This is a genomic window from Desulfitobacterium sp. THU1 (assembly GCF_038181555.1).
Taxonomy (GTDB): domain Bacteria; phylum Bacillota; class Desulfitobacteriia; order Desulfitobacteriales; family Desulfitobacteriaceae; genus Desulfitobacterium.
In genome coordinates this window covers 193,153-211,741 of the sequence record NZ_JBBWUA010000001.1, presented here as the reverse complement: position 1 = coordinate 211,741, position 18,589 = coordinate 193,153, and the positions used below count along the sequence as shown (strand labels likewise).

At 45.1% G+C, this 18,589-nt stretch carries 14 protein-coding genes; 1 reads left to right on the top strand and 13 read right to left on the bottom strand.

Annotated features, from left to right (window positions below; genetic code table 11):
- Positions 1-199: 199 nt before the first annotated feature.
- From AAC978_RS00990 to modA, 3 genes are read right to left on the bottom strand one after another with little or no spacing between them, the layout of a single operon-like run.
- Positions 200-847 carry an ATP-binding cassette domain-containing protein gene (locus AAC978_RS00990; RefSeq protein WP_341546092.1) on the bottom strand — a complete coding sequence of 216 codons (648 nt, stop codon included), beginning with the start codon at positions 845-847 and terminating at the stop codon, positions 200-202.
- Positions 847-1,536 carry a molybdate ABC transporter permease subunit gene (modB, locus tag AAC978_RS00985; protein ID WP_341546091.1) on the bottom strand — a complete coding sequence of 230 codons (690 nt, stop codon included), beginning with the start codon at positions 1,534-1,536 and terminating at the stop codon, positions 847-849. The genes AAC978_RS00990 and modB overlap by 1 nt, the downstream gene beginning before the upstream one ends.
- Before the next feature lie 26 nt (positions 1,537-1,562).
- Positions 1,563-2,384 carry a molybdate ABC transporter substrate-binding protein gene (gene modA / locus AAC978_RS00980; RefSeq protein WP_341546090.1) on the bottom strand — a complete coding sequence of 274 codons (822 nt, stop codon included), beginning with the start codon at positions 2,382-2,384 and terminating at the stop codon, positions 1,563-1,565.
- Between the two features lie 348 nt (positions 2,385-2,732).
- Here modA and AAC978_RS00975 point away from each other — a divergent pair, with 348 nt between their 5' ends.
- Positions 2,733-3,755 (top strand): helix-turn-helix transcriptional regulator, encoded by a 1,023-nt coding sequence (locus AAC978_RS00975; protein ID WP_341546089.1) that lies wholly within the window; start codon positions 2,733-2,735, stop codon positions 3,753-3,755.
- A 795-nt stretch (positions 3,756-4,550) separates the two neighbouring features.
- Here the strand turns inward: AAC978_RS00975 and AAC978_RS00970 are convergent.
- From AAC978_RS00970 to AAC978_RS00925, 10 genes are all read right to left on the bottom strand, one after another.
- Positions 4,551-5,786 (bottom strand): LL-diaminopimelate aminotransferase, encoded by a 1,236-nt coding sequence (locus AAC978_RS00970; protein ID WP_341546088.1) that lies wholly within the window; start codon positions 5,784-5,786, stop codon positions 4,551-4,553.
- Positions 5,787-5,951: 165 nt separating this feature from the next.
- Positions 5,952-8,456: an HD domain-containing phosphohydrolase gene (locus AAC978_RS00965; protein ID WP_341546087.1), complete on the bottom strand. Its 2,505-nt coding sequence runs from the start codon at positions 8,454-8,456 to the stop codon at positions 5,952-5,954.
- Positions 8,457-8,665: 209 nt separating this feature from the next.
- Entirely contained in the window at positions 8,666-9,211 is a 546-nt protein-coding gene (locus AAC978_RS00960) for an NADH peroxidase (protein WP_341546086.1), read from the bottom strand.
- Between the two features lie 289 nt (positions 9,212-9,500).
- Positions 9,501-10,370: a dimethyl sulfoxide reductase anchor subunit family protein gene (locus AAC978_RS00955; RefSeq protein WP_341546085.1), complete on the bottom strand. Its 870-nt coding sequence runs from the start codon at positions 10,368-10,370 to the stop codon at positions 9,501-9,503.
- Positions 10,371-10,372: 2 nt separating this feature from the next.
- On the bottom strand, positions 10,373-10,915 hold the full coding sequence (locus AAC978_RS00950; protein WP_341546084.1) for a DMSO/selenate family reductase complex B subunit: 543 nt from the start codon (positions 10,913-10,915) through the stop codon (positions 10,373-10,375).
- A gap of 16 nt (positions 10,916-10,931) precedes the next feature.
- Positions 10,932-13,511 (bottom strand): molybdopterin-dependent oxidoreductase, encoded by a 2,580-nt coding sequence (locus AAC978_RS00945; protein WP_341546083.1) that lies wholly within the window; start codon positions 13,509-13,511, stop codon positions 10,932-10,934.
- 16 nt (positions 13,512-13,527) lie between these two features.
- Positions 13,528-14,232: a TorD/DmsD family molecular chaperone gene (locus AAC978_RS00940; RefSeq protein ID WP_341546082.1), complete on the bottom strand. Its 705-nt coding sequence runs from the start codon at positions 14,230-14,232 to the stop codon at positions 13,528-13,530.
- 256 nt (positions 14,233-14,488) lie between these two features.
- Positions 14,489-15,043, bottom strand: coding sequence for a 4Fe-4S dicluster domain-containing protein (locus AAC978_RS00935; RefSeq protein WP_341546342.1), 555 nt, complete (start codon positions 15,041-15,043; stop codon positions 14,489-14,491).
- Complete coding sequence (locus tag AAC978_RS00930; RefSeq protein ID WP_341546081.1) at positions 15,040-17,076, bottom strand: molybdopterin-dependent oxidoreductase; 2,037 nt, start codon at positions 17,074-17,076, stop codon at positions 15,040-15,042. Before AAC978_RS00930 ends, AAC978_RS00935 begins: the two co-directional genes overlap by 4 nt.
- The gene (locus tag AAC978_RS00925; protein ID WP_341546080.1) at positions 17,073-18,299 is read right to left on the bottom strand and encodes a PucR family transcriptional regulator; all 1,227 of its coding nucleotides are present in this window, start codon (positions 18,297-18,299) and stop codon (positions 17,073-17,075) included. The genes AAC978_RS00930 and AAC978_RS00925 overlap by 4 nt, the downstream gene beginning before the upstream one ends.
- Positions 18,300-18,589 lie beyond the last annotated feature (290 nt).

Genomic DNA, 18,589 nt, shown 5'->3' with positions numbered 1-18,589 from the left:
CCTTTCCTTTCATTATGTAATAGTGTATTGAAACCTGCGGGGATGGGTGAGTGTTTAGACATAAAAAGTGCCCCTTCTCTAAAATAGAGAAGAGGCACTTTCCTTCGTGCGACCCAGGGGCACCACAGTTGACACCACCAAAGTAACCACCGATGTGTCTTTGCATGGATAAATGAAAACAGAGACCTGTCCCCAGTTTTCATTTAAGAGTCTCTTGGGCACCCTTATCAATCCGCAGAATCCGGCTACCGAGGACCTCCGCTTCACGGGGATCGTGGGTTACCATAATGAAGGGGATCTGCCACTGTTGTTGAACCTTAAGCAGTTCTTGCTGAAGCAGGGCTCGAGTATCAGGATCTAGGGCGGAGAGGGATTCATCGAGAAGCAAAAGCTCCGGTTCGGTCATTAACGCCCGGGCTAAGGCCACCCGTTGCTTTTCTCCTCCTGATATCTGACGGGGAAAACGTTGTCGCAAATGACCAATTTGAAGAATATCAAGTATCTCTGTGACGCCCATGGACTGATGAGAAGATTGGGTTTGCTTTGGCTTCCCGTAGAGAACATTCTTTTCGATAGTCATATGGGGGAATAGGGCGTAATCTTGGAACACATAGCCAATCCGCCGTTTGCGCACAGGGAGATTGACGTTTCGCTCCGAAGAAAAGATGGTCTTGCCATTAATCATAATCTCACCCTGAGAAGGGATTTGCAGTCCTGCCAAGCATTGGAGTACTGTGGTTTTTCCAGCTCCGGAGGGGCCGACGATGGCAAGAATATGGTTATCTACTGCAAAGTCGACTTCCAGGGTAAAAGTAGGAAGCTTCCGTTGCAATTGTACTTTGACCATTACGCCACCCTCCCATCGGACTTAGCGTTCTCTTTCCCTTTGCCCCAATGATTAAGGCCAAAAATAACCAGAAAGCTAAACAACACCATAATCGAGACCAGAATCCAGGCTTCCCGTGTGTTGCCGCTTTCACTAGCGAAGTAAATCGCTAGGGGCATGGTTGAGGTCTTGCCGGGAATATTGCCGGCAAGCATGAGGGTTGCACCAAATTCGCCGAGGGAGCGGGCGAAAGCCAGAACAAAGCCGGCCACTACACCGTTCCAAGCTAAAGGAATCGTAATCGTAAAGAAGATTCTCATCTCCCCGGCACCAAGGGTCCGGGCGGCTTGTTCTAGCTGCGAGTCTACGCTTTCGATCGCAGCTTTTACTGATTGATACATCATCGGAAAAGAGACAACGGCCGCTGCAATGACTGCACCCCAGATGCTGAAAACGACGGTCACCTGAAAAAACTCCGCCAACAGCTTACCGATGGGGCCATTCTTGCCAAACATGTAAAGGAGAACAAAACCAACCACCGAAGGTGGCAACACTAAGGGTAGTGTCAGCAGTGATTCCACAATGGTCTTCCCCGGAAACTGACGCTTGGCCATAAGCGTGGCAATGGGAATTGCAAAACAGACTACGATTAATACCGCAGCTGTTGCAACCTTTACAGATAAAACTATAGGTGAAAAATCAAAGTCCATCGCAAACCCTCAATGTTAGTTGTAATCTATTTTCCAGCAATCTTAAATCCGTATTTAGTAAATATATCCTGAGCTTCGCTACTTTGTAAATAGGTTAAGAACGCTTCAGCTTCTGCCTTATGTGTAGTAGCAGAGACGATTCCTGCAGGATATATAATGGGTTTATGACTATCGGCAGGGAAGGATTCTACAACTCTGGCTTTTGTTGATCCTTGGGCATCGGATTTGTAGACCACACCCGCTTCCACATTACCAGTCTCCACATAGTTTAATACTTGGGTCACATCTTTGGCCATAACAAATTTTGGTTGCAAGCTATCCCAAAGCTTTATGGAGGTGAAAGCCTCCTTGGCATATTTTCCTGCCGGAACAGATTCCGGTGTGCCAATTCCGATCTTGACAACGCCGTCTTTGCTTAGATCTTGGATGGATTTAACCTCTGTATTATCTGCTCCTACCACAAGAACTAATTCATTACCCAGTAAATTTACAACACTTTCTTTTACCATTAAGTTCTTTTCCAACAGTGCATCCACCTGGGATTTGCCAGCTGAAATAAAGAGATCGGCCGGTGCCCCTTGCTCGATTTGTTGCTGGAGGGTGCCGGAGCTACCATAGTTTATAATAAGCTTGACTTGAGTATTCTTCCCTTCATAGAGAGTTTGCACTTCTCCCATGGAGCTCTTTAAGCTTGCCGCTGCGGAAATTATTAGCTCGGTTGGTTTTACTTGAGGCGTGTTAGCCGCTCCATTAGAACCATTGGTGCTATTACCACCGCTGTCACAACCAACTAAGAGAAGGGACAAAATCAGACTACCCATAACCATTGTTCTTAATAATCTTTTCATCCTTTTTACCTCCTACGCAAAATTCTTTAATTCCTATACTAAGAAATAGAGGTAGATTCAAACTATATTCAAATCAACCAAACATAACATGATTCAAACAAATTGGTCGGGCATTTCCTCACCAAAGGCAAATGCATTGGCTTTGACTCATCCAAACTAAACCAAACATAACTGAACTTCTCTCACATTATATGATATGTTATAATAAATATCAATAATAAATTGCCCGAAGAAAACTCACTCAACTCTACACATATAAAATGTTACTTGGTCTTTTATCAGCAGCCAGTAACTAGTAGGCTATAAATAACACTGCATAGTCATGCAGTAATGAGAGGGGAGCTACCCTTGTCTAATGTCACGTACACTCCTGAGGAAGTCGCGAATATCCTTAAAATATCGAAGTTCACAGTCTACGAAATGATTAAACGCGGCGACCTAAGCGCCTATCGGATCGGGCGCAAGTTTCGCATTCAAAATTCCGATTTGGAAGATTACATTCGTAAATCTAAAGGAGGCTATTTAGCGCAGCCGGCTACAACGACATCAGAGCAATCCCCTAGCAATCCTCAGTATGCACCTGTTTCAACCATGGCAGATAATCCTAATGAATTCCCTGAAACATCGACCCACTCTAATTACGCCCGCCGCTCCTCCCTTCAAAATGGAAGCTTGGTTATCTGTGGCCAGGATATTCTCCTGGATATTTTAACTCGACACTTGCAAAAACAATTTCCGCATATTAGTTTTCTCCGCCAATATAGCGGTAGCCTCGATGGACTGATAGCTCTTTACCACGGACAAGCTAATGTGGTGACGACTCACTTATGGGACAGCCATACTAACGAGTACAATCTCCCCTACGTTCGCTACCTTTTGCCTGGGTATCCTGCGAGCGTCGTGAACATCGTTTATCGCATGGAGGGATTCTATGTAGCCAAAGGCAATCCGAAGAAAATTCTTACCTGGAGTGATTTGGCTCGGCCGGATATCCGCTTTGTCAACCGCGAACGAGGCTCCGGGGCACGGGTTCTTCTGGATGAGCAGCTTCGCTTGGCCGATATCCCTCACCAAAGGGTTCAAGGTTATGCCGACGAGGAAATGTCTCACATGGCCGTGGCCAGCCGCGTGGCCCGCGGGGAAGCAGATGTCGGCCTAGGAATTGAGAAAGCGGCTATGCAAGTCAGCTCCCTTGATTTTGTACCCTTACATAAAGAACGCTATGACATGGTCATGCTTATGGAAGATCTCGTGAAGCCTCACTTTCAGGCTTTGTTAAGCATTTTGAAGTCCGATAGCTTCCGCAATGAGGTGGCGGGGATTGGCGGATATGATATTTCGGAGATGGGGAAGATTATGGGGGAGGTTTAGGGGCTCGCCTGCTGTTGGACCCCACGATTTTTGGGGTGTCTCCAGGAGCTTGCTTTACCCGTTCACTCTGTAAGCTGCGCACACCCGTTCTAACGCTCAAGCATTCTGCTCCGTCGGGTTCCTGACTAAATCGCCATCCTTGGCTCTCTAGTCAGTTGGAAACGTCCTGTTTCCAACCCGACTCCGCTGAAAGCTTTTCGCGAAGAACGGGTAGTACTCGCTTAGAAGCCGTTCTTTGGCGTAAAGCAAGCTCCTTGGGCCGCTTCTTGAGTACGGATTACCTTGGGGACGCTTCGTGAGCACGGATTAAACTTGGTTCGAATCCTCATACCTAGCAGCTTCCTTGGTCTTTATTGAGTGAAGCGCAAGCTGCAGACCATTCCCTAAGTATTAATATGGGTATGGGCTATTTAGGCTTGTCTACAATCTGCAAAGAATATTCTTAATGTACTTTGAATCCATCCCAAGAATTTTACTTTACAGTAGAGAACGACTTTTAAGCGAGCAGCTAACCGTTCTTCGCGAAAATCTAGCTGCGTAGTCTGGTTGGAAACAGGACGTTTCCAACCCGCTAGAGAGCCAAGGATGGCGATTTAGCGGGGTACCAGACGGAGCGGGTAGATTAAGCGATTAGAACGGGTGCGCACAGCTTATCGAGTGAACGAGTAAAGTAAAATTCTGGAGACTCTATCGTTCAGAGCAACATACAACGCACAAAGCCAGCCCCCTTACAAACTTAAGAGGACTGGCTTTCATATATCCACTAGGTATTACAAGGCCAAGGCTGACTCAGCCTTACTTCATCCGAGTCTTAATCCGCTCAATGGCCTTCTCAGTGTTTTCGCGGGTGCCAAAGGCGGTGAGACGGAAATATCCTTCGCCATTAGCTCCGAAGCCTGCGCCTGGGGTACCTACTACGTGTGCTTCAGCCATCAGCTTATCGAAAAACTCCCAGGAGCCCATATTATGGGGAGTTTTCATCCAAATATAGGGGGCATTGACGCCGCCAAAGACTTTAAATCCGGCTTCCTTCAGCCCTTCACGGATGATGCGGGCATTTTCCATGTAATAATCTATGGTAGCTCTGATCTGCTTTTTCCCTTCTTCTGAATACACTGCGGCAGCAGCGGCTTGAACCGGATAGGATACGCCATTAAATTTGGTTGTCTGCCTTCTTAGCCAGAGCTTGTTAAGGCTATGTCCTTGGCCTTGGGAGTCATAGACTAGTACATCCTTAGGCACCACGGTATAGGCACAACGTGTTCCGGTAAAGCCCGCTGTCTTAGAGAAGCTACGGAACTCTACTGCGACTTGGCGTGCTCCTTCGACTTCGTAGATACTGCGGGGAACCTCTTCTTCACGAATAAAGGCTTCATAGGCTGAGTCAAAGAGAATGATCGCGTTATTCTCTCGTGCATAATCAACCCAGAGCCTCAATTCCTCTTTAGTCAACGTCATACCGGTAGGATTGTTGGGGAAACAAAGATAGATCATATCCACAGGAGTGGTTGGCAGAGCGGGTTTCATACCATTTTCCTCGGTACAAGGAAGATAGACGATTTTTCCATACTGCCCTTTCTCCGTATCGTACATACCGGTTCGTCCGGCCATGACATTGCTGTCCACATACACAGGATAGACAGGATCCGTTACCGCCATGACATTATCTAAGCCGAATATCTCTTGAAAATTAGCTGTATCGCTTTTAGCTCCATCACTTACAAAGACTTCATCCTTACCTAATTCAATACCACGAGGGCGATAATCATTGGCAATAATTCTTTCAATGAGAAAATCATAGCCTTGTTCCGGGCCATACCCTCTAAAGGACTCTGGCTTGCCCATTTCATCAACAGCATTCTTCATAGCCTCTACTACCGCCGGTGCCAGCGGTCTCGTTACATCGCCAATTCCTAAGCGAATCATATCTACATTTGGATGTTGACTTTTAAACTCATTGACCCTGCGCGCAATTTCTGAGAACAAATAACTGCCCGGTAGTTTTAAATAATTTTCATTCAGCTTTGCCATGATTTCTCAAGCTCCCTTCGAATATCCCATCTCGTCGATTCAGATAAGTCTCTTGTTTGACACTTCTAGATTATTGCTAAATTAATGCTTGATTTTACTGTTTTACATTATAGACTTTCTTCTATGTCCTTGGCAACTTTTTCAAGCTATCCTAGGTGCGTCGAGCTAGATTGTTTCCACGAAGTGTTTCACAATACGGGGATCGAATTGGGTTCCGGCACAGCTAATGATCTCCTTGATAGCAGCCTCAACTGTTTGCGCTTTCCGATAGGGTCGATCATTTGTCATGGCATCAAAGGTATCTGCCACAGCGAGAATTCGGCACTCGATAGGAATCTCTTCACCCTTTAAACCTAGAGGATACCCTGAACCGTCCCAGTTTTCATGGTGCTTAAGAATCCATTCGGATATGGGATAGATATCAGGAGCAGACTGAGCAATACGATGGCCAATTTCACAATGCTCCCTCATGGTTTTCCACTCATCCTCGGTAAGGCGTCCTTTCTTAAAGAGAATATGATCAGGAATACCCACTTTGCCAATATCATGAAATTGGGCAAAAAGCTTTAAATCAGATAAACGTTGGTTGGATAAGCCTACGGATTCCCCTGTCGCCAAAATTAGATTCTGCACCCGTTCCGCATGACCTTCCGTTATAAAATCCCGAAACTCCAGAGCTTTGGAAAGTATTTGTACTTGAGAGTTCCGTGCGCTCTTGTCATTATGCAGCTTCTCTCTGTTCATGGCATCATCGGCCTTTTTCACCAGTTGGCTTCCACTTAATCCAGAGTTTTTAGAGCAAGCATACCCTAAAGAGAGATCCAAGGGGAAGCCCACACGATCCTCTTTGTATTCTTCTATTATCCTACGGAATTGCTGGCAAGCCTGTTCAAGATCAATCGATTCATCTTGTTCAATGATCACAGCAAATTCATCGCCGCCGATGCGCGCTACCAATCTGTCCGGAAAACACGCTTCCAAAAGCCCTGCTGTTACAACAAGCACTTGGTCCCCAACTTCGCTACCAAAGGTCGTGTTGATAAGTTTTAAACCATTCACATCACACATGATTAAACAGAGTGTCTTTTCACTTGATTCCACTTCATACTTACGTAATTGCTGATCGAAAAAGATACGATTATAGAGACCGGTTAAGCTATCATGTAAACTTAAATAATGCAGTTCCGCTTCTGCCCTCTTCTGTTCCGTAACATCGATAATCGAAAGAACAGTTTGAGTGGTCTGTGGAATATGGACCGCAGAAGATATCACATCCTTAATGTTTCCTTGACTGTCCTTATATCGAGCTTCATATTGAGTAGGCACCTCGGGGTCCTTGAGTAGCCTCTTTCGGTTATAGTTCTTCAGACGCTCTACTTCACGATCCGGGAGAAATTCTGTTAAATAAGCTTGATGATCCAGCGCTTCCCGGGGTAGCCTTAAAAGTTTCTGCGCTTGAGCGTTGGAAAGAAGTATTTTAAGATTTTCATCTACAATCAGCACAGCGCTTCCTGAATGGTCGAAGATGGTGCGGTAACGGTTTTCTGACCACATTAATTGCTGATGAATTCTTCCTTGTTCCACGGCATTGGCAAGAGTATCGGTAACCAGTTTTAGGGGGTTGAGTATTTCCTGAAAGGGAAGTCCTCCTGAAGAAATATTAACAATAATGAAAGCTCCCAATAAAGAACCTTTAAAGTTGAGCGGGAAAGCTAAGATGGAATCCTTATCAAAAATTTCCTCAGAGAACATTCCGATCTCTTGAAATTCCCCTTGGTAGGCAGGTTTCTGGCAAAGAATCTCGCCCTTTTCCCAACGTTTCTTTAATTCATGGAAGGATTCCTCTGTAATTGGACTTTTGTAATTTTGTCTTTCAGATCTACAAGCCTTCGCGTATTCATCTAAGCTCTTACCAAGACGCAGACAGACGTAGTCTGCCTTAAATAACTCCAAAATGTCCATTAAGGATTCTTCTGCAGCTACTTTAAAATCCTCTTGTTGGTTAAAGCGAGCGGAAATACTGGCTAGACGCTCTTCAAACTTAAGCTTACGAATGACCATTTCCTCTGCTTCATATCTGCGCACTGTATTCTTTAAATCTTCCTCCAGATTGTGCCGATAAATCGCCTCTTCTATCAGGGGCCTGATGGTTTCAATGAATTGTAGGTCGCCCGTTGCAAACTTACCCTCTTGGGTATCGGCCATATGAATAACTCCGATAATCGTTTTCTGATGAAATAAGGGAATTACAACCAGGCTCTTGAATCTTCTTATGGCACATACTCCGCGGAAATCGGCAAGTTGTTCCGGGTTCAATTCTCCAATGTGCTGAGTAAAGTTGCGAGCATAGTAAGTGCCCGTTTCATAGATATAAGGCTGGTCATCCTCGATAAATTGTTGTCTCAGCACTCGCGAACAGACACATTCATCCTCATGAATCGAAATACAGCCTTCTGAAGAGATGAAATCCTCATCAAATCCCCGATGGACCATATAATAGGCCGCATCGCCTTCGCCGAGAACTCGAATACCGATTTTCTCACATCCGGTCCAATCCGCGAGAAAATCAATTACTCCATTCAAGTATTCTTTAAGGGTGTTTTTATTGCCGAGTTGATTAAGAAGATTAAATATCGACACAAGCTTGACTTGTCGAACATCGGGTGCCATGGCCATTCCTCCTACAGAGAAATATAAAAAAACTTTAAATTTTTTAGATCTTACAAACTTACAATTCTTCAAATAAACTTATAATCCTGCATAATTCGACATATCGTTCAGAAATATAAAGGGACAAGGGCGTGCTTCCACTGCCCTTGCCTCTATTACTCTGAACGTTTGCCGAATTTTACTGAACTTACACGTGACGAGGTTTTTCCTTATTTAAAGTAGCGATTGAGAAGTCCCAAGAAGGCTCTGCCATGACGGGCTTCATCTTTACACATTTCATGGACGGTATCATGGATAGCATCCAAGTTGAGCTTCTTTGCTAAGGTTGCGAGATCCTTTTTACCTTGAGTTGCACCATATTCAGCTTCTACTCTCATCTCAAGGTTTTTCTTGGTGTCCGCTACAACAACCTCACCCAGAAGTTCCGCAAATTTTGCTGCATGCTCAGCTTCTTCAAAGGCAATGCGCTTGTATGCTTCAGCAACTTCAGGGAATCCTTCGCGATCTGCTTGACGGCTCATAGCCAGATACATGCCAACTTCTGTACATTCACCCATGAAGTTTGCTCTTAGGCCTTCGATAACTTCAGGATCAACACCTTCAGCTACCCCAATTCTATGCTCATCAGCCCATTGAAGATTACCTTCGGTTTTCTCCACGAACTTTTCTTTACCTACTTTACATTGTGGACATTGCTCCGGAGCTTCATTTCCTTCATAAATGTATCCACAGACTGCACAAACAAATTTTTTCATCGTTCAAATCTCTCCTTCATTCTTATATTATATCTGAGCTAGTTGTTAAGGCTCTTTATGTTTATTATTATATTAGAATTATTATAAATGTCAAGGGGAAATTTGCCTTCCTATGATTTTTTTAATTGCTCTCATTCTAGACCTCAATAAAAGTGACTAGCTAAATGAAGAGCAATTGATTCATTCTAAGTTTTAGGAATGTCTTCTATGTTATAAAAGATGGACCTCTAAGTCTTACGACTCAAAAGTCCATTACAAAAAACAATTCACTCCTTCGACGCTCGTGCTATTAGGTTCCGATCATTGGCGAAACACCCATAGCATAGAAGAGATAACGACCGATAAACTCGCCGGCAACAACCAGCACAAAAGCAAGGTAAATCGCACCGGAGGAAAGCTTCTTCCCTTTTGCACCCTGCTGTAGAGCGTATATGAGCAGCCCGGCACCGGCGACAGAGAGAACTCCTCTGCTGACCAGCATGCCCATGCTTCCGCTCAGGATATTGGCGGAAGCTTCTGCAGCACTTCCTCCGCCACTTAATCCAGAGATAAAGATCGGCAGGTAGGCCATAGGCAGAAGGACTGCAGCAGCCCCCAGATAAGCCATGTTCTTTAAGCTTTTGATTAAACCAACAGCAGATGACCCTTTGAGTCCGAAGGCGAGGATACCCGCACTGCCTAGAACGCCCATAGCTAGTGTAGCCCCAAAGAAGGCGATATAGGTATTCGCATTATCCCATGCCGGACGGATCGAGGTACTGTAAATGCTGGCCATGCTGAATACCGCGGCACAGCCTAGTACAACTGCAGCCCAACCGATCGCGTTACTATCTTTCCCGTTGCGGGATAACCACCAGAAAGCGAACCAGAGTATGAGAAAGCCACTGGCTGTGATGATCTCACGGCTTAACCAAGATGATCCCAGGTTGAAGAGGGAGCGAGGAGCACCTAGGGGATCGCCGAGGTGGAATACAGAAAAAATCAAAGCCAGAATCGTGAGTGGGCCTACAACAGTAAATCCAGTATGGATTGCCTTGGATACCTGAGCATCACGGTTGCCTAGGCTGATTTTAACTAGCATGAGGATAATAAACATGCCGATAGCCAGCTGACTGAGTAGAGTAAAGGTCATCAATGGCCATTCTTCTGCAAAAATCATCCCTACACCTCCTTCACAGTGATGACGATATTAGGTCGGGTCGTATTGGAGCTAGGCAACGCAGGGGCATCGGCATTTTCGCCGTATTTTTGACGGAGCTCATCAATATCTCCGAAGTTAAGACATCTCATGACGCATGAATCCACGCAGGCAGGGTTTTCACCTTTGGCCAGAAGGTCAGCGCACAAATCACACTTGCCTACTTTACCTTCTTCCTCCTTGTATTGAGGAGCGCCATAAGGACAGGACCAGGTGCAGAGCTTGCAGCCAATACACTTATCATAGTGATGAATGACAATGCCATCCTCTGAACGCTTCTCAAGAGCACCGGTAGGGCAGTTAGCGACGCACTTCGGTTCATCACAATGATTACAGCTCATGGAGATATGGAGACGACGGGGGTCCGGGAACTTGCCCGTCTCTACATCATAGACCTTCCGGTAGAGAACACCGATTTTTAGATCATTTTTATCCTTGCAGGCTACTTGACAGCCTTTGCATCCGATACAGGTGGTTTGGTCATAGTAAAATCCTTTTTGTGCCAAGGTCACTCACTCCTTTCTATAAAACGATCCGTTGTGGCCATTTAACGTCTTCAGTCAGGGGCTCTCCATCCCATTTTTCCACTTGGCAAATGGTGGAGTTCCAAGCACCGATCCCCTGTCCAGTAGGAATAGGTCCGGTCAGAATGTTGTCAGAGCCTGCTTTATCCACTTGAGTCTTCTCATCGATCTCTACCCATGCTCCATGGGGTAGACCAACAACTCCGGGAGCAATCCATTCTACCACATGGGTAGGACGCAGGGTCTTGCCGTGTTTGCTGGAGATCAGGACAGTATCTCCTTCTTTGATGCCTCTCTCTTCTGCATCCTTAGTCGCCAGGAATACAGGGTTCGGCCAGGCTTCTCTAAGCCAAGTAACGTTATCAAAAATACTATGGGAACGTCTCAGATAGTGAGGATTGATGACTTGGAGCGGAAAATCACCTTTAATTTTATTTTTGAAATCCTTAAAAGTTGCTTCATAACCTTCTTGGGCTGGATTATAGGTAGGAATGGGGCGGATTTCAGTGAAGCCTTTACCGTTAACGAAGTCAACCAAAGCTTGGCAGTGGATTTCTAACTTACCGCTAGCTGTTTTCAGCGGATTCGCCACAGGATCTTTAACGAAGCTCTCATAGGCGATAAATCCTAAGTTGTCTCCGACCTTACGCTCGACTTGGTATATTCCCTTAGACTTTAGTTCTTGGTAGGAAATTCGACCTTGTTGAGGAGTTCCCGTTGCGCCGATTTCCTTGATATCAGCTTCAGTCAAGGTAACCAAGGTTTCCATAGTCTTGCCATCAGCGGCGACGACCTTTGCTCCGGATACTTGGTTATAGAACATCTGCTTTTCGTCGATGGGCAGAATCTGCTTGGCATCCAGCCCCATCTTTTCTGCTAATTCATAGGCAATGCGAATATCACTCTTCGCTTCATAAAGGGGTTCTGAGATTTGACGCCAGAAAATCAAGGTCTCCCGATTGGAGAAGCTTCCGAAACCGCCGATCTTTTCCCATTCTGTGGTCACAGGGAGTACCACGTCAGCAAATTTACTATTCGTGGTCAAGAAATGACTGGTGGAAAGAACAAATTCCACATGACGATGGGCCTCGATCCCTTTGGTCTGTCCAGAGCGGGTTTGGAGATGGGCTTCTGGACCATGGTAAATCATTTGGATATTGACGTCACGGACATCATTTTTTCCAGCCACATATTTACCATCGAGAATGGCCAGCCACATTTCATTATCGTTGATCGTTTCTTTAATCGGGTTGGGTACAGGGGGTAAGCCATTGCCTCCAGCTGTAACCAGCCAAGTTCCACCGTTGGCGGTAGAATAGTGGCAGCTTACTCCGGTCATGGCTCCAGATTTACCCATGTTACCTGTCATTGCTCCAAAGGTCATAAACATATGCGGCCAAGAGTCAGAGTTATGGGTACGAGCAGGACCCCAGGCTGTCAATAAGGCTACACGTTCAGTTTTTGCGATTCTCAAAGCTAATTCGCGGATCTTGTCGGCAGATATACCACAGAGTTCTGCCGCCCATTCTGCTGTTTTTGGAGTATTGTCATAGGTCCCCAGAACATAATCCTTGAAGTTCTCCTTTAGATCGGCACCTTCGGGCATATGATCTTTATCAAAGCCAACAGTATATTTATTCAAGAAGTCCCAGTCAATCAGAGGATTCGTAGCAGGATTATCCTCTTTGAGGAGAGTATGAGCCATTCCTAAGAACAGGGCATGATCCGTAGAGGGCATAATGGGAAGCCAATCAGCATCCAGTAGCTCCACTGTATCGGAATAAATGGGATCGAGGAAAACGAATTCCGCTCCCGCTTTTTTCGCTTGGAGATAATGGTAGGTTGGATTACCGGCAGCACTCCAAGAGGAGTTACCTCCGACGATGACCACTAGCTGTGAATTACGGAGATCCATCCGGTCATTGATGCTCTGCTCGAAGAATCCTTCGGCCATACCGAACTTTTCAGGACCCCAACGCCAGGAACCCCAGGAGCTGGTTCCCCAAGAACCGATATAACCACCCGCTAGGGAGAGCACTCGACCGAAGTCGCCTGCATTAGAGGCAAAGATACTACGGTTTCCATATTGATCCTTGATGCGATTGATTTCACTGGCGACAATTTCGTAGGCCTCATCCCAAGAAATACGAACCCACTCATCTTTACCGCGCAGTTCCTTTTTACCACCGCCTGGCTCCCAATTTTTGCGCTTCATAGGGTATTTAAGACGATCGGCACCAAAGACTTGCATTCGTTGGGAACGACCACGGTTGCATCCTCTTTGCTGTGGATAATCCGGTGTATCTTGGTGAGTATCGTCTGTCTTTTGACGAACTACAACGCCGTCTACCACATAGGCCTTGTTAGAGCAACGACCTCCACAGTTATGCCAGCAGGCGACAGGTACCCATTCCCCTTCTTTTCCAGCCAATTGAGCCGAAGCTGTGGTGGAATCTACAGACGTCAGTCCGCACCCAGTCAAAGTAACTGCTGCTCCAGCTGTCACAGTTGCTGTTAATCCCAGAAACTTTCTTCTGTTCATGGTGTAATTCTTTGCTTTCTCAATGAGATTAGCCACCTTTTTCACCTCCAAATTATTTAACGCAACGACGAGTTATATCCAAAAGCTCACTCAGAGCCTCTAGATCCAAGGCGAGATATCCTTTAAGAATCTTGGCGATTCCCGGATAAAAAGTGAACTTAGCAGTTTCACTTATCTTTGAGGTCAATCCTGGAACCCACTTCAATAGATGGTTCTCTAAAAAGTCCTTCTGATCTGAAAAAATCTCATTTAACTCATCCAGCTTCTCCTCAGCCATAGCTGCCTTTGCTCGTAGAGTCAGCTGATACATAAAATCCAATTCCAAGCCAAGATGGTCGTCTGCTTCCTGCATAAAATGCTTAGGTAGGAAATGATACTTAAGATAGGCCTGTCTGACTTGTAGGGTTTGCTCTTGAAAAAGGAGCCGCTCCTCGTTGAGGTAGGCAGATTCCCATAAGGGAGCCGGCAATCGATCAGGACCTATAAACATACGGGTATAATCCCAGTGTAGGAAATCAAGAACCTCTAAACTTGTTAGATCTTTCTCTTGCATGAAGACTAGAAGTTGATCAACACCCCGAGTGATGTCTTCGTGTTCCTCTTGGAAAGGAAAGCTCTCAAAAAGACCACTATCCTTAAGGAAAGTAAGAAATTCAAGGTTAGGTTCTTGGAGGAAAGCCCTTCTTAGAAGGTCATAGAGGAAAATTCGCATATCAAGTAAAGGTTCAATCTGTGCTATTGAGTTTTCTTTAATCATTTTTTACACCGCCTTTACAAAATCATTATTTCACAAATCCTTTTGTACGGTGTTACAAAAAAAGCATGTGCATTTTTGTATGCTATAAAAATTATTAATAATTATTCTAAATAAAATTCTGGCTGTATATAGAAAAGCAGCAGCTATTCAGTGTTTCCACTTTGATTAGCTGCTGCTCAATTAGGTAAAGATACTTCGCTCATCACTCAGTATGACAGGTGGAGCTAAAAAACCGGTATTAGTATATAAGCCAACACTAGTTCTTGAGCCAAAACCTTTTCTTTTCCTTCGGAGGATAAAACCGAATCGAGGGCTTCGTCAGTCGAATATCAGGAAAGCCTTTTACTGTAGAGACAGTTTCTTTACCTAGATTTTTACTGACATCTAACATTTGCAAGGCACCAGTCGGGCAAGCTGTCACACAGGCTGGCTGTAGGCCTAGTTTTTGCCGATCGATACAGTAATTGCATTTACTGGTTCGGTTGGCTTCATTATCAAATTGCGGAGCATCATAAGGACACGCTGTTACACAGGTCTGACATCCTGCACAGCGATTGGAATCGATCAGGACGATACCGTCTCTTCGTTTGACATAGGCATTCTCGGGGCAGACACGAAAACACTCCGGGCTAGAGCAGTGATTGCAAGAAATAGAAAGATAAGATCCTGAACCCTCTCCATTCTCGCTGACTCGGCGCCAAGATACTCCACTAGCTGTTTTGTTTTCATTTTTACAAGCCAGAACACAGGCATGGCAACCAATGCAGCGATCCACGTTAAAGAGAAATCCCTTGGCCGTAATTTGGGTCATTTCTTTTTCACCTCTACCCAAGAATCGTAAAAGGCCGCTCCTTTTGCTCCAGCCGTACGAATCCCCATATCTGTGCTCTGTCCTGCTAACAGTTGATTCGTCAAATCCCCTTGGGCCATCACCACAAGTCCCCGCGGAAGGTAGGAATTGATTTTCACTCTCCTAAGACATGAACCACGGTCATTAAAGACAATCACATGATCCTTTTCCCTGAGTTCCCGCTGCTCAGCATCCTGAGGGTTGATCTCCACCCTAGTCGTCTTTTGTTCAAGATCCAACCAGGTAAGCCCCCTATATTGGGAATGAATCCTAAGTAGGCTCTGAGGAGTCAATAAACGTAAAGGATATGACGACGCTATCCTCTGTTCTTGAAAACGCACCAAAGCTGGCAATTGGTTTTTCTTTGCATTCCCTGACATGAGTTGGAACTTACCCGTTTCCGTTGAATAGGTTTGTATATTGTCAGCGGCTTCATCAAGTTTAAGTTTACGTGGTCTTTGCAGCAAATCCTCCCAGCTGTCTATTCCTAACCGGCGAAGGACTTCCGGTGTTAACTCCTCCTTAATCCAATCGAGTGCTGTGTGCAGATAAGGGAAGCTAGAGAAGTTTGGTCTGTGGGCATTAAGAACTTGCGTGAGGCTACGGGCAATCTCCAGATCGCTTCGGGCTTCATAAAAAGGCGAAATGGCCTTTTGGTTAATAGCAATCCATTGGTGCCAGTAACTGCTATGCAAGTCATACTCTTCAAAAGGGGTCGCAGCAGGTAATACAAGGTCCGCTTGAGCCGTCGTCTCATTCATAAATAAGTCAACCACCACAATAAGCTCTAGTTGTCTAAAAAGCTTCTGCCAGTGTTGCAGATTTTGGGCTTGGCTGAGAGGATTATGGCTAGCGATCCAAAGAAGTTTAAGGGGAGGATCCTTTAAGGCTAAGGCCTCTTGAGCAAAGTGATTAATATCAAGACTTCGTTCTACGATATCCTTTTCCTCTTGTGGTCTTATAAAGTTCTTTATCATCTCCGGGAATAGCTTAAGGAAGTTAGAATAATAGAGCCCTCCTCCTACCTGGTGCTGGTTTTTTGTCAAAGCAACCAAGGCATCAATTCCCCGGACAGTTTGTCCGCCGTTGGAATAACGCTGAAGGCCATATCCCACCCAGGTAGCGCAGGGAGGCTCTAGATAATGTTCAGCCAGGGCCCGAATTCCTTCAAGTGGCACCCCAGTAACTAGGCTAGCCTCTTCAAGGGAAACCTCTTCGTTGAGATAGCTTTGAAAAGCCTCCCAGCCATGATGCTTTTGAATATAATCCTGATCGAGTAGTCCCTGCTTGTTCAGATATTTCAAGACGGCCATGGCTAAGAGTCCATCAGTGCCCGGGCGAATCTGAAGGTAGATATCACCTTGAGCTGCAGTCGGCGTAAACAGGGGATCAATCACTAAGAGTTTCGCCCCTTTATCCCGAGCTCGATTAATAAAATTCCATTGATGAATGGCCGTCCGAGCTGGGTTTACCCCCCAGAGGACGATGGCCTTCGCTTTGGCCATCTCCTCTGGATCACGAAGTTCAGTTTTGCCACGGTTATAATGTAGTGCATCTTCTCCAGCTGCCAAGCAAAAATCGCCATGGGTTTTAGTATGGGATCCTAGTCCCCTAAACATACCTTCTGTAGCTTGGTGAAGGATTCCTATGTTTCCCGTATATTTATCATAGCCACAAGCGAGATTGGAACCATAGCGATCATGGAGATCAATCATTTTAGAAGCAATCATCTCCAGAGCTTCACTCCAGCTTATACGCTGCCAGTTCCCTGATCCCCTGGGAAATTGTCTCAAGGGATATTTTAAGCGTTGTGAACTGTAAACGTATTCTGTATAAGCATACCCTTTGGCGCAAAGCCGTCCATGGGTATATCCGTGTTTGGGATCTCCCTCGACTTTCGTAAGCCTCCCATTTTCCACCGTGGATAAAATCCCACAGGTCTCGTAGCAATTGCGAGGGCAGACATTATGGAAAACCTGCAGATCTTCGCTCATAATCTCTCCTTAAAACCAATCAGATGCTTGATTTTGAAAGCAATGATCAAGGCTACAATGGTGTCAAAATCTTCAAGATTAACGTCTAAAATCTCCTCAATGCGCTTTAGTCGATAGCGCAGAGAGTTCGGATGAAGAAAAAGGGCGTTGGCCGTGGCTTTTAAGTCGCAATGATGAGATAGATAGTTTTCTAAGGTTTCAACCAATTCGTTTTTTTGCTTATCGTGAGTTTCCAAGTCCACTAAGATCTCCCGATAAAACTCCAATAATTCTTGCTTATCATGGTTGTAAAGAATCCTTTCGACGCCCAGATCGCGGAAGTAGGTCATATTCCCTTTGCCCTTAAGCAGGACACTAAGCCTGACTGCTACCTTGGCCTCTTGATAGCTCCGAAATAACTCGGAAGGCTGATCGTATCTCCTCCCTGTCCCGACTCGGACCTTTCGCGATACGATACGCTCCTCAGCCTGAGCTAATACTTGGTTAACTATCATATTGTTAAATTCCTTAAAATCACGGCGCTTCTTTTCTGCATAAGGCACAGCTAAGATAACTTCTTCGTTCTTTTTCATTACGATGACAGCTTTATCTAAGGGTTGAACAACGGACTCGATGATATCATAAAGGCTGGATACCAGATAATGATCTTCGGAGTAGGATTCATAATTCTCCAATTCAAAAACAGTGACCACATAAGGTTGGGTAAAATCCCAACCCCATAATTTTGCTCTCGAGATAATATCTTCATTATCTTCCATATTTCCATAGAATAGATCAAAGAGGAAGGCATCCCGGTAATGGCGGCCGGTTTCCAGTAGTTCTTCTTGCTTTTGCATCTCGATTACATAGAGGTTCCGAGCCTGATGAGTGAGGACTTTTAATCGATTATCGTCATCGGTGCCTGGATTGCAAATAAAGAGAAATCCCAAGCGTTTTGAGTTATGACTTAGTTCAAGAGTAAGAGCCTCAAGACCTTCCTCTCCTGCCACGATCTGAACACGCCCTGGTATAGGAGGATTTAGAGTAAAGACGTCGAAGCAATCCCCCTGCTTAAAGCCCTTATTCGAGAAAGTCGATTCAAGAACTCGATAAGAAGGGTTGGTGATGATTACACCCCTTTCTATGAAGCTTGAGAGGCTTTCTACAAGTTCTTTTAGACCACCGCCTATAACCAATGTGGTTAGAAGCTCATTTTGCAGCTTTAAGGATTCCTCAACATACATACTCTTGTCCTCCTTCCTGGTAATCTAATTTGCTGTCAGAAAGTATAACGACCTTGCCTAGCTTCCATCTACATCAGTGAAACTAGGTAACTGCCTTTGTTATAATATTATACCTTTATGTGGACATGTTTCAAAACATGTCCACCCTATGCATGAAGCAAAAAGGAGGGGCGAACTACTCTTTGAGTGGTTGCACCTCTCCTTTCAGGATACACCATATCGGATCCTCAGGATGTGTTTTAAATCACTCCTACTAAGAAATCCTTTTTGTGAATACTTTACTCGATTCA

What these genes read in the sequence shown, in the direction of transcription:
- AAC978_RS00990 (WP_341546092.1), bottom strand. Translation starts at nt 847, where the DNA reads ATGGTCAAAGTACAATTGCAACGGAAGCTTCCTACTTTTACCCTGGAA.
- modB (WP_341546091.1), bottom strand. Translation starts at nt 1,536, where the DNA reads ATGGACTTTGATTTTTCACCTATAGTTTTATCTGTAAAGGTTGCAACA.
- modA (WP_341546090.1), bottom strand. Translation starts at nt 2,384, where the DNA reads ATGAAAAGATTATTAAGAACAATGGTTATGGGTAGTCTGATTTTGTCC.
- AAC978_RS00970 (WP_341546088.1), bottom strand. Translation starts at nt 5,786, where the DNA reads ATGGCAAAGCTGAATGAAAATTATTTAAAACTACCGGGCAGTTATTTG.
- AAC978_RS00965 (WP_341546087.1), bottom strand. Translation starts at nt 8,456, where the DNA reads ATGGCACCCGATGTTCGACAAGTCAAGCTTGTGTCGATATTTAATCTT.
- AAC978_RS00960 (WP_341546086.1), bottom strand. Translation starts at nt 9,211, where the DNA reads ATGAAAAAATTTGTTTGTGCAGTCTGTGGATACATTTATGAAGGAAAT.
- AAC978_RS00955 (WP_341546085.1), bottom strand. Translation starts at nt 10,370, where the DNA reads ATGATTTTTGCAGAAGAATGGCCATTGATGACCTTTACTCTACTCAGT.
- AAC978_RS00940 (WP_341546082.1), bottom strand. Translation starts at nt 14,232, where the DNA reads ATGATTAAAGAAAACTCAATAGCACAGATTGAACCTTTACTTGATATG.
- AAC978_RS00935 (WP_341546342.1), bottom strand. Translation starts at nt 15,043, where the DNA reads ATGACCCAAATTACGGCCAAGGGATTTCTCTTTAACGTGGATCGCTGC.
- AAC978_RS00930 (WP_341546081.1), bottom strand. Translation starts at nt 17,076, where the DNA reads ATGAGCGAAGATCTGCAGGTTTTCCATAATGTCTGCCCTCGCAATTGC.
- AAC978_RS00925 (WP_341546080.1), bottom strand. Translation starts at nt 18,299, where the DNA reads ATGTATGTTGAGGAATCCTTAAAGCTGCAAAATGAGCTTCTAACCACA.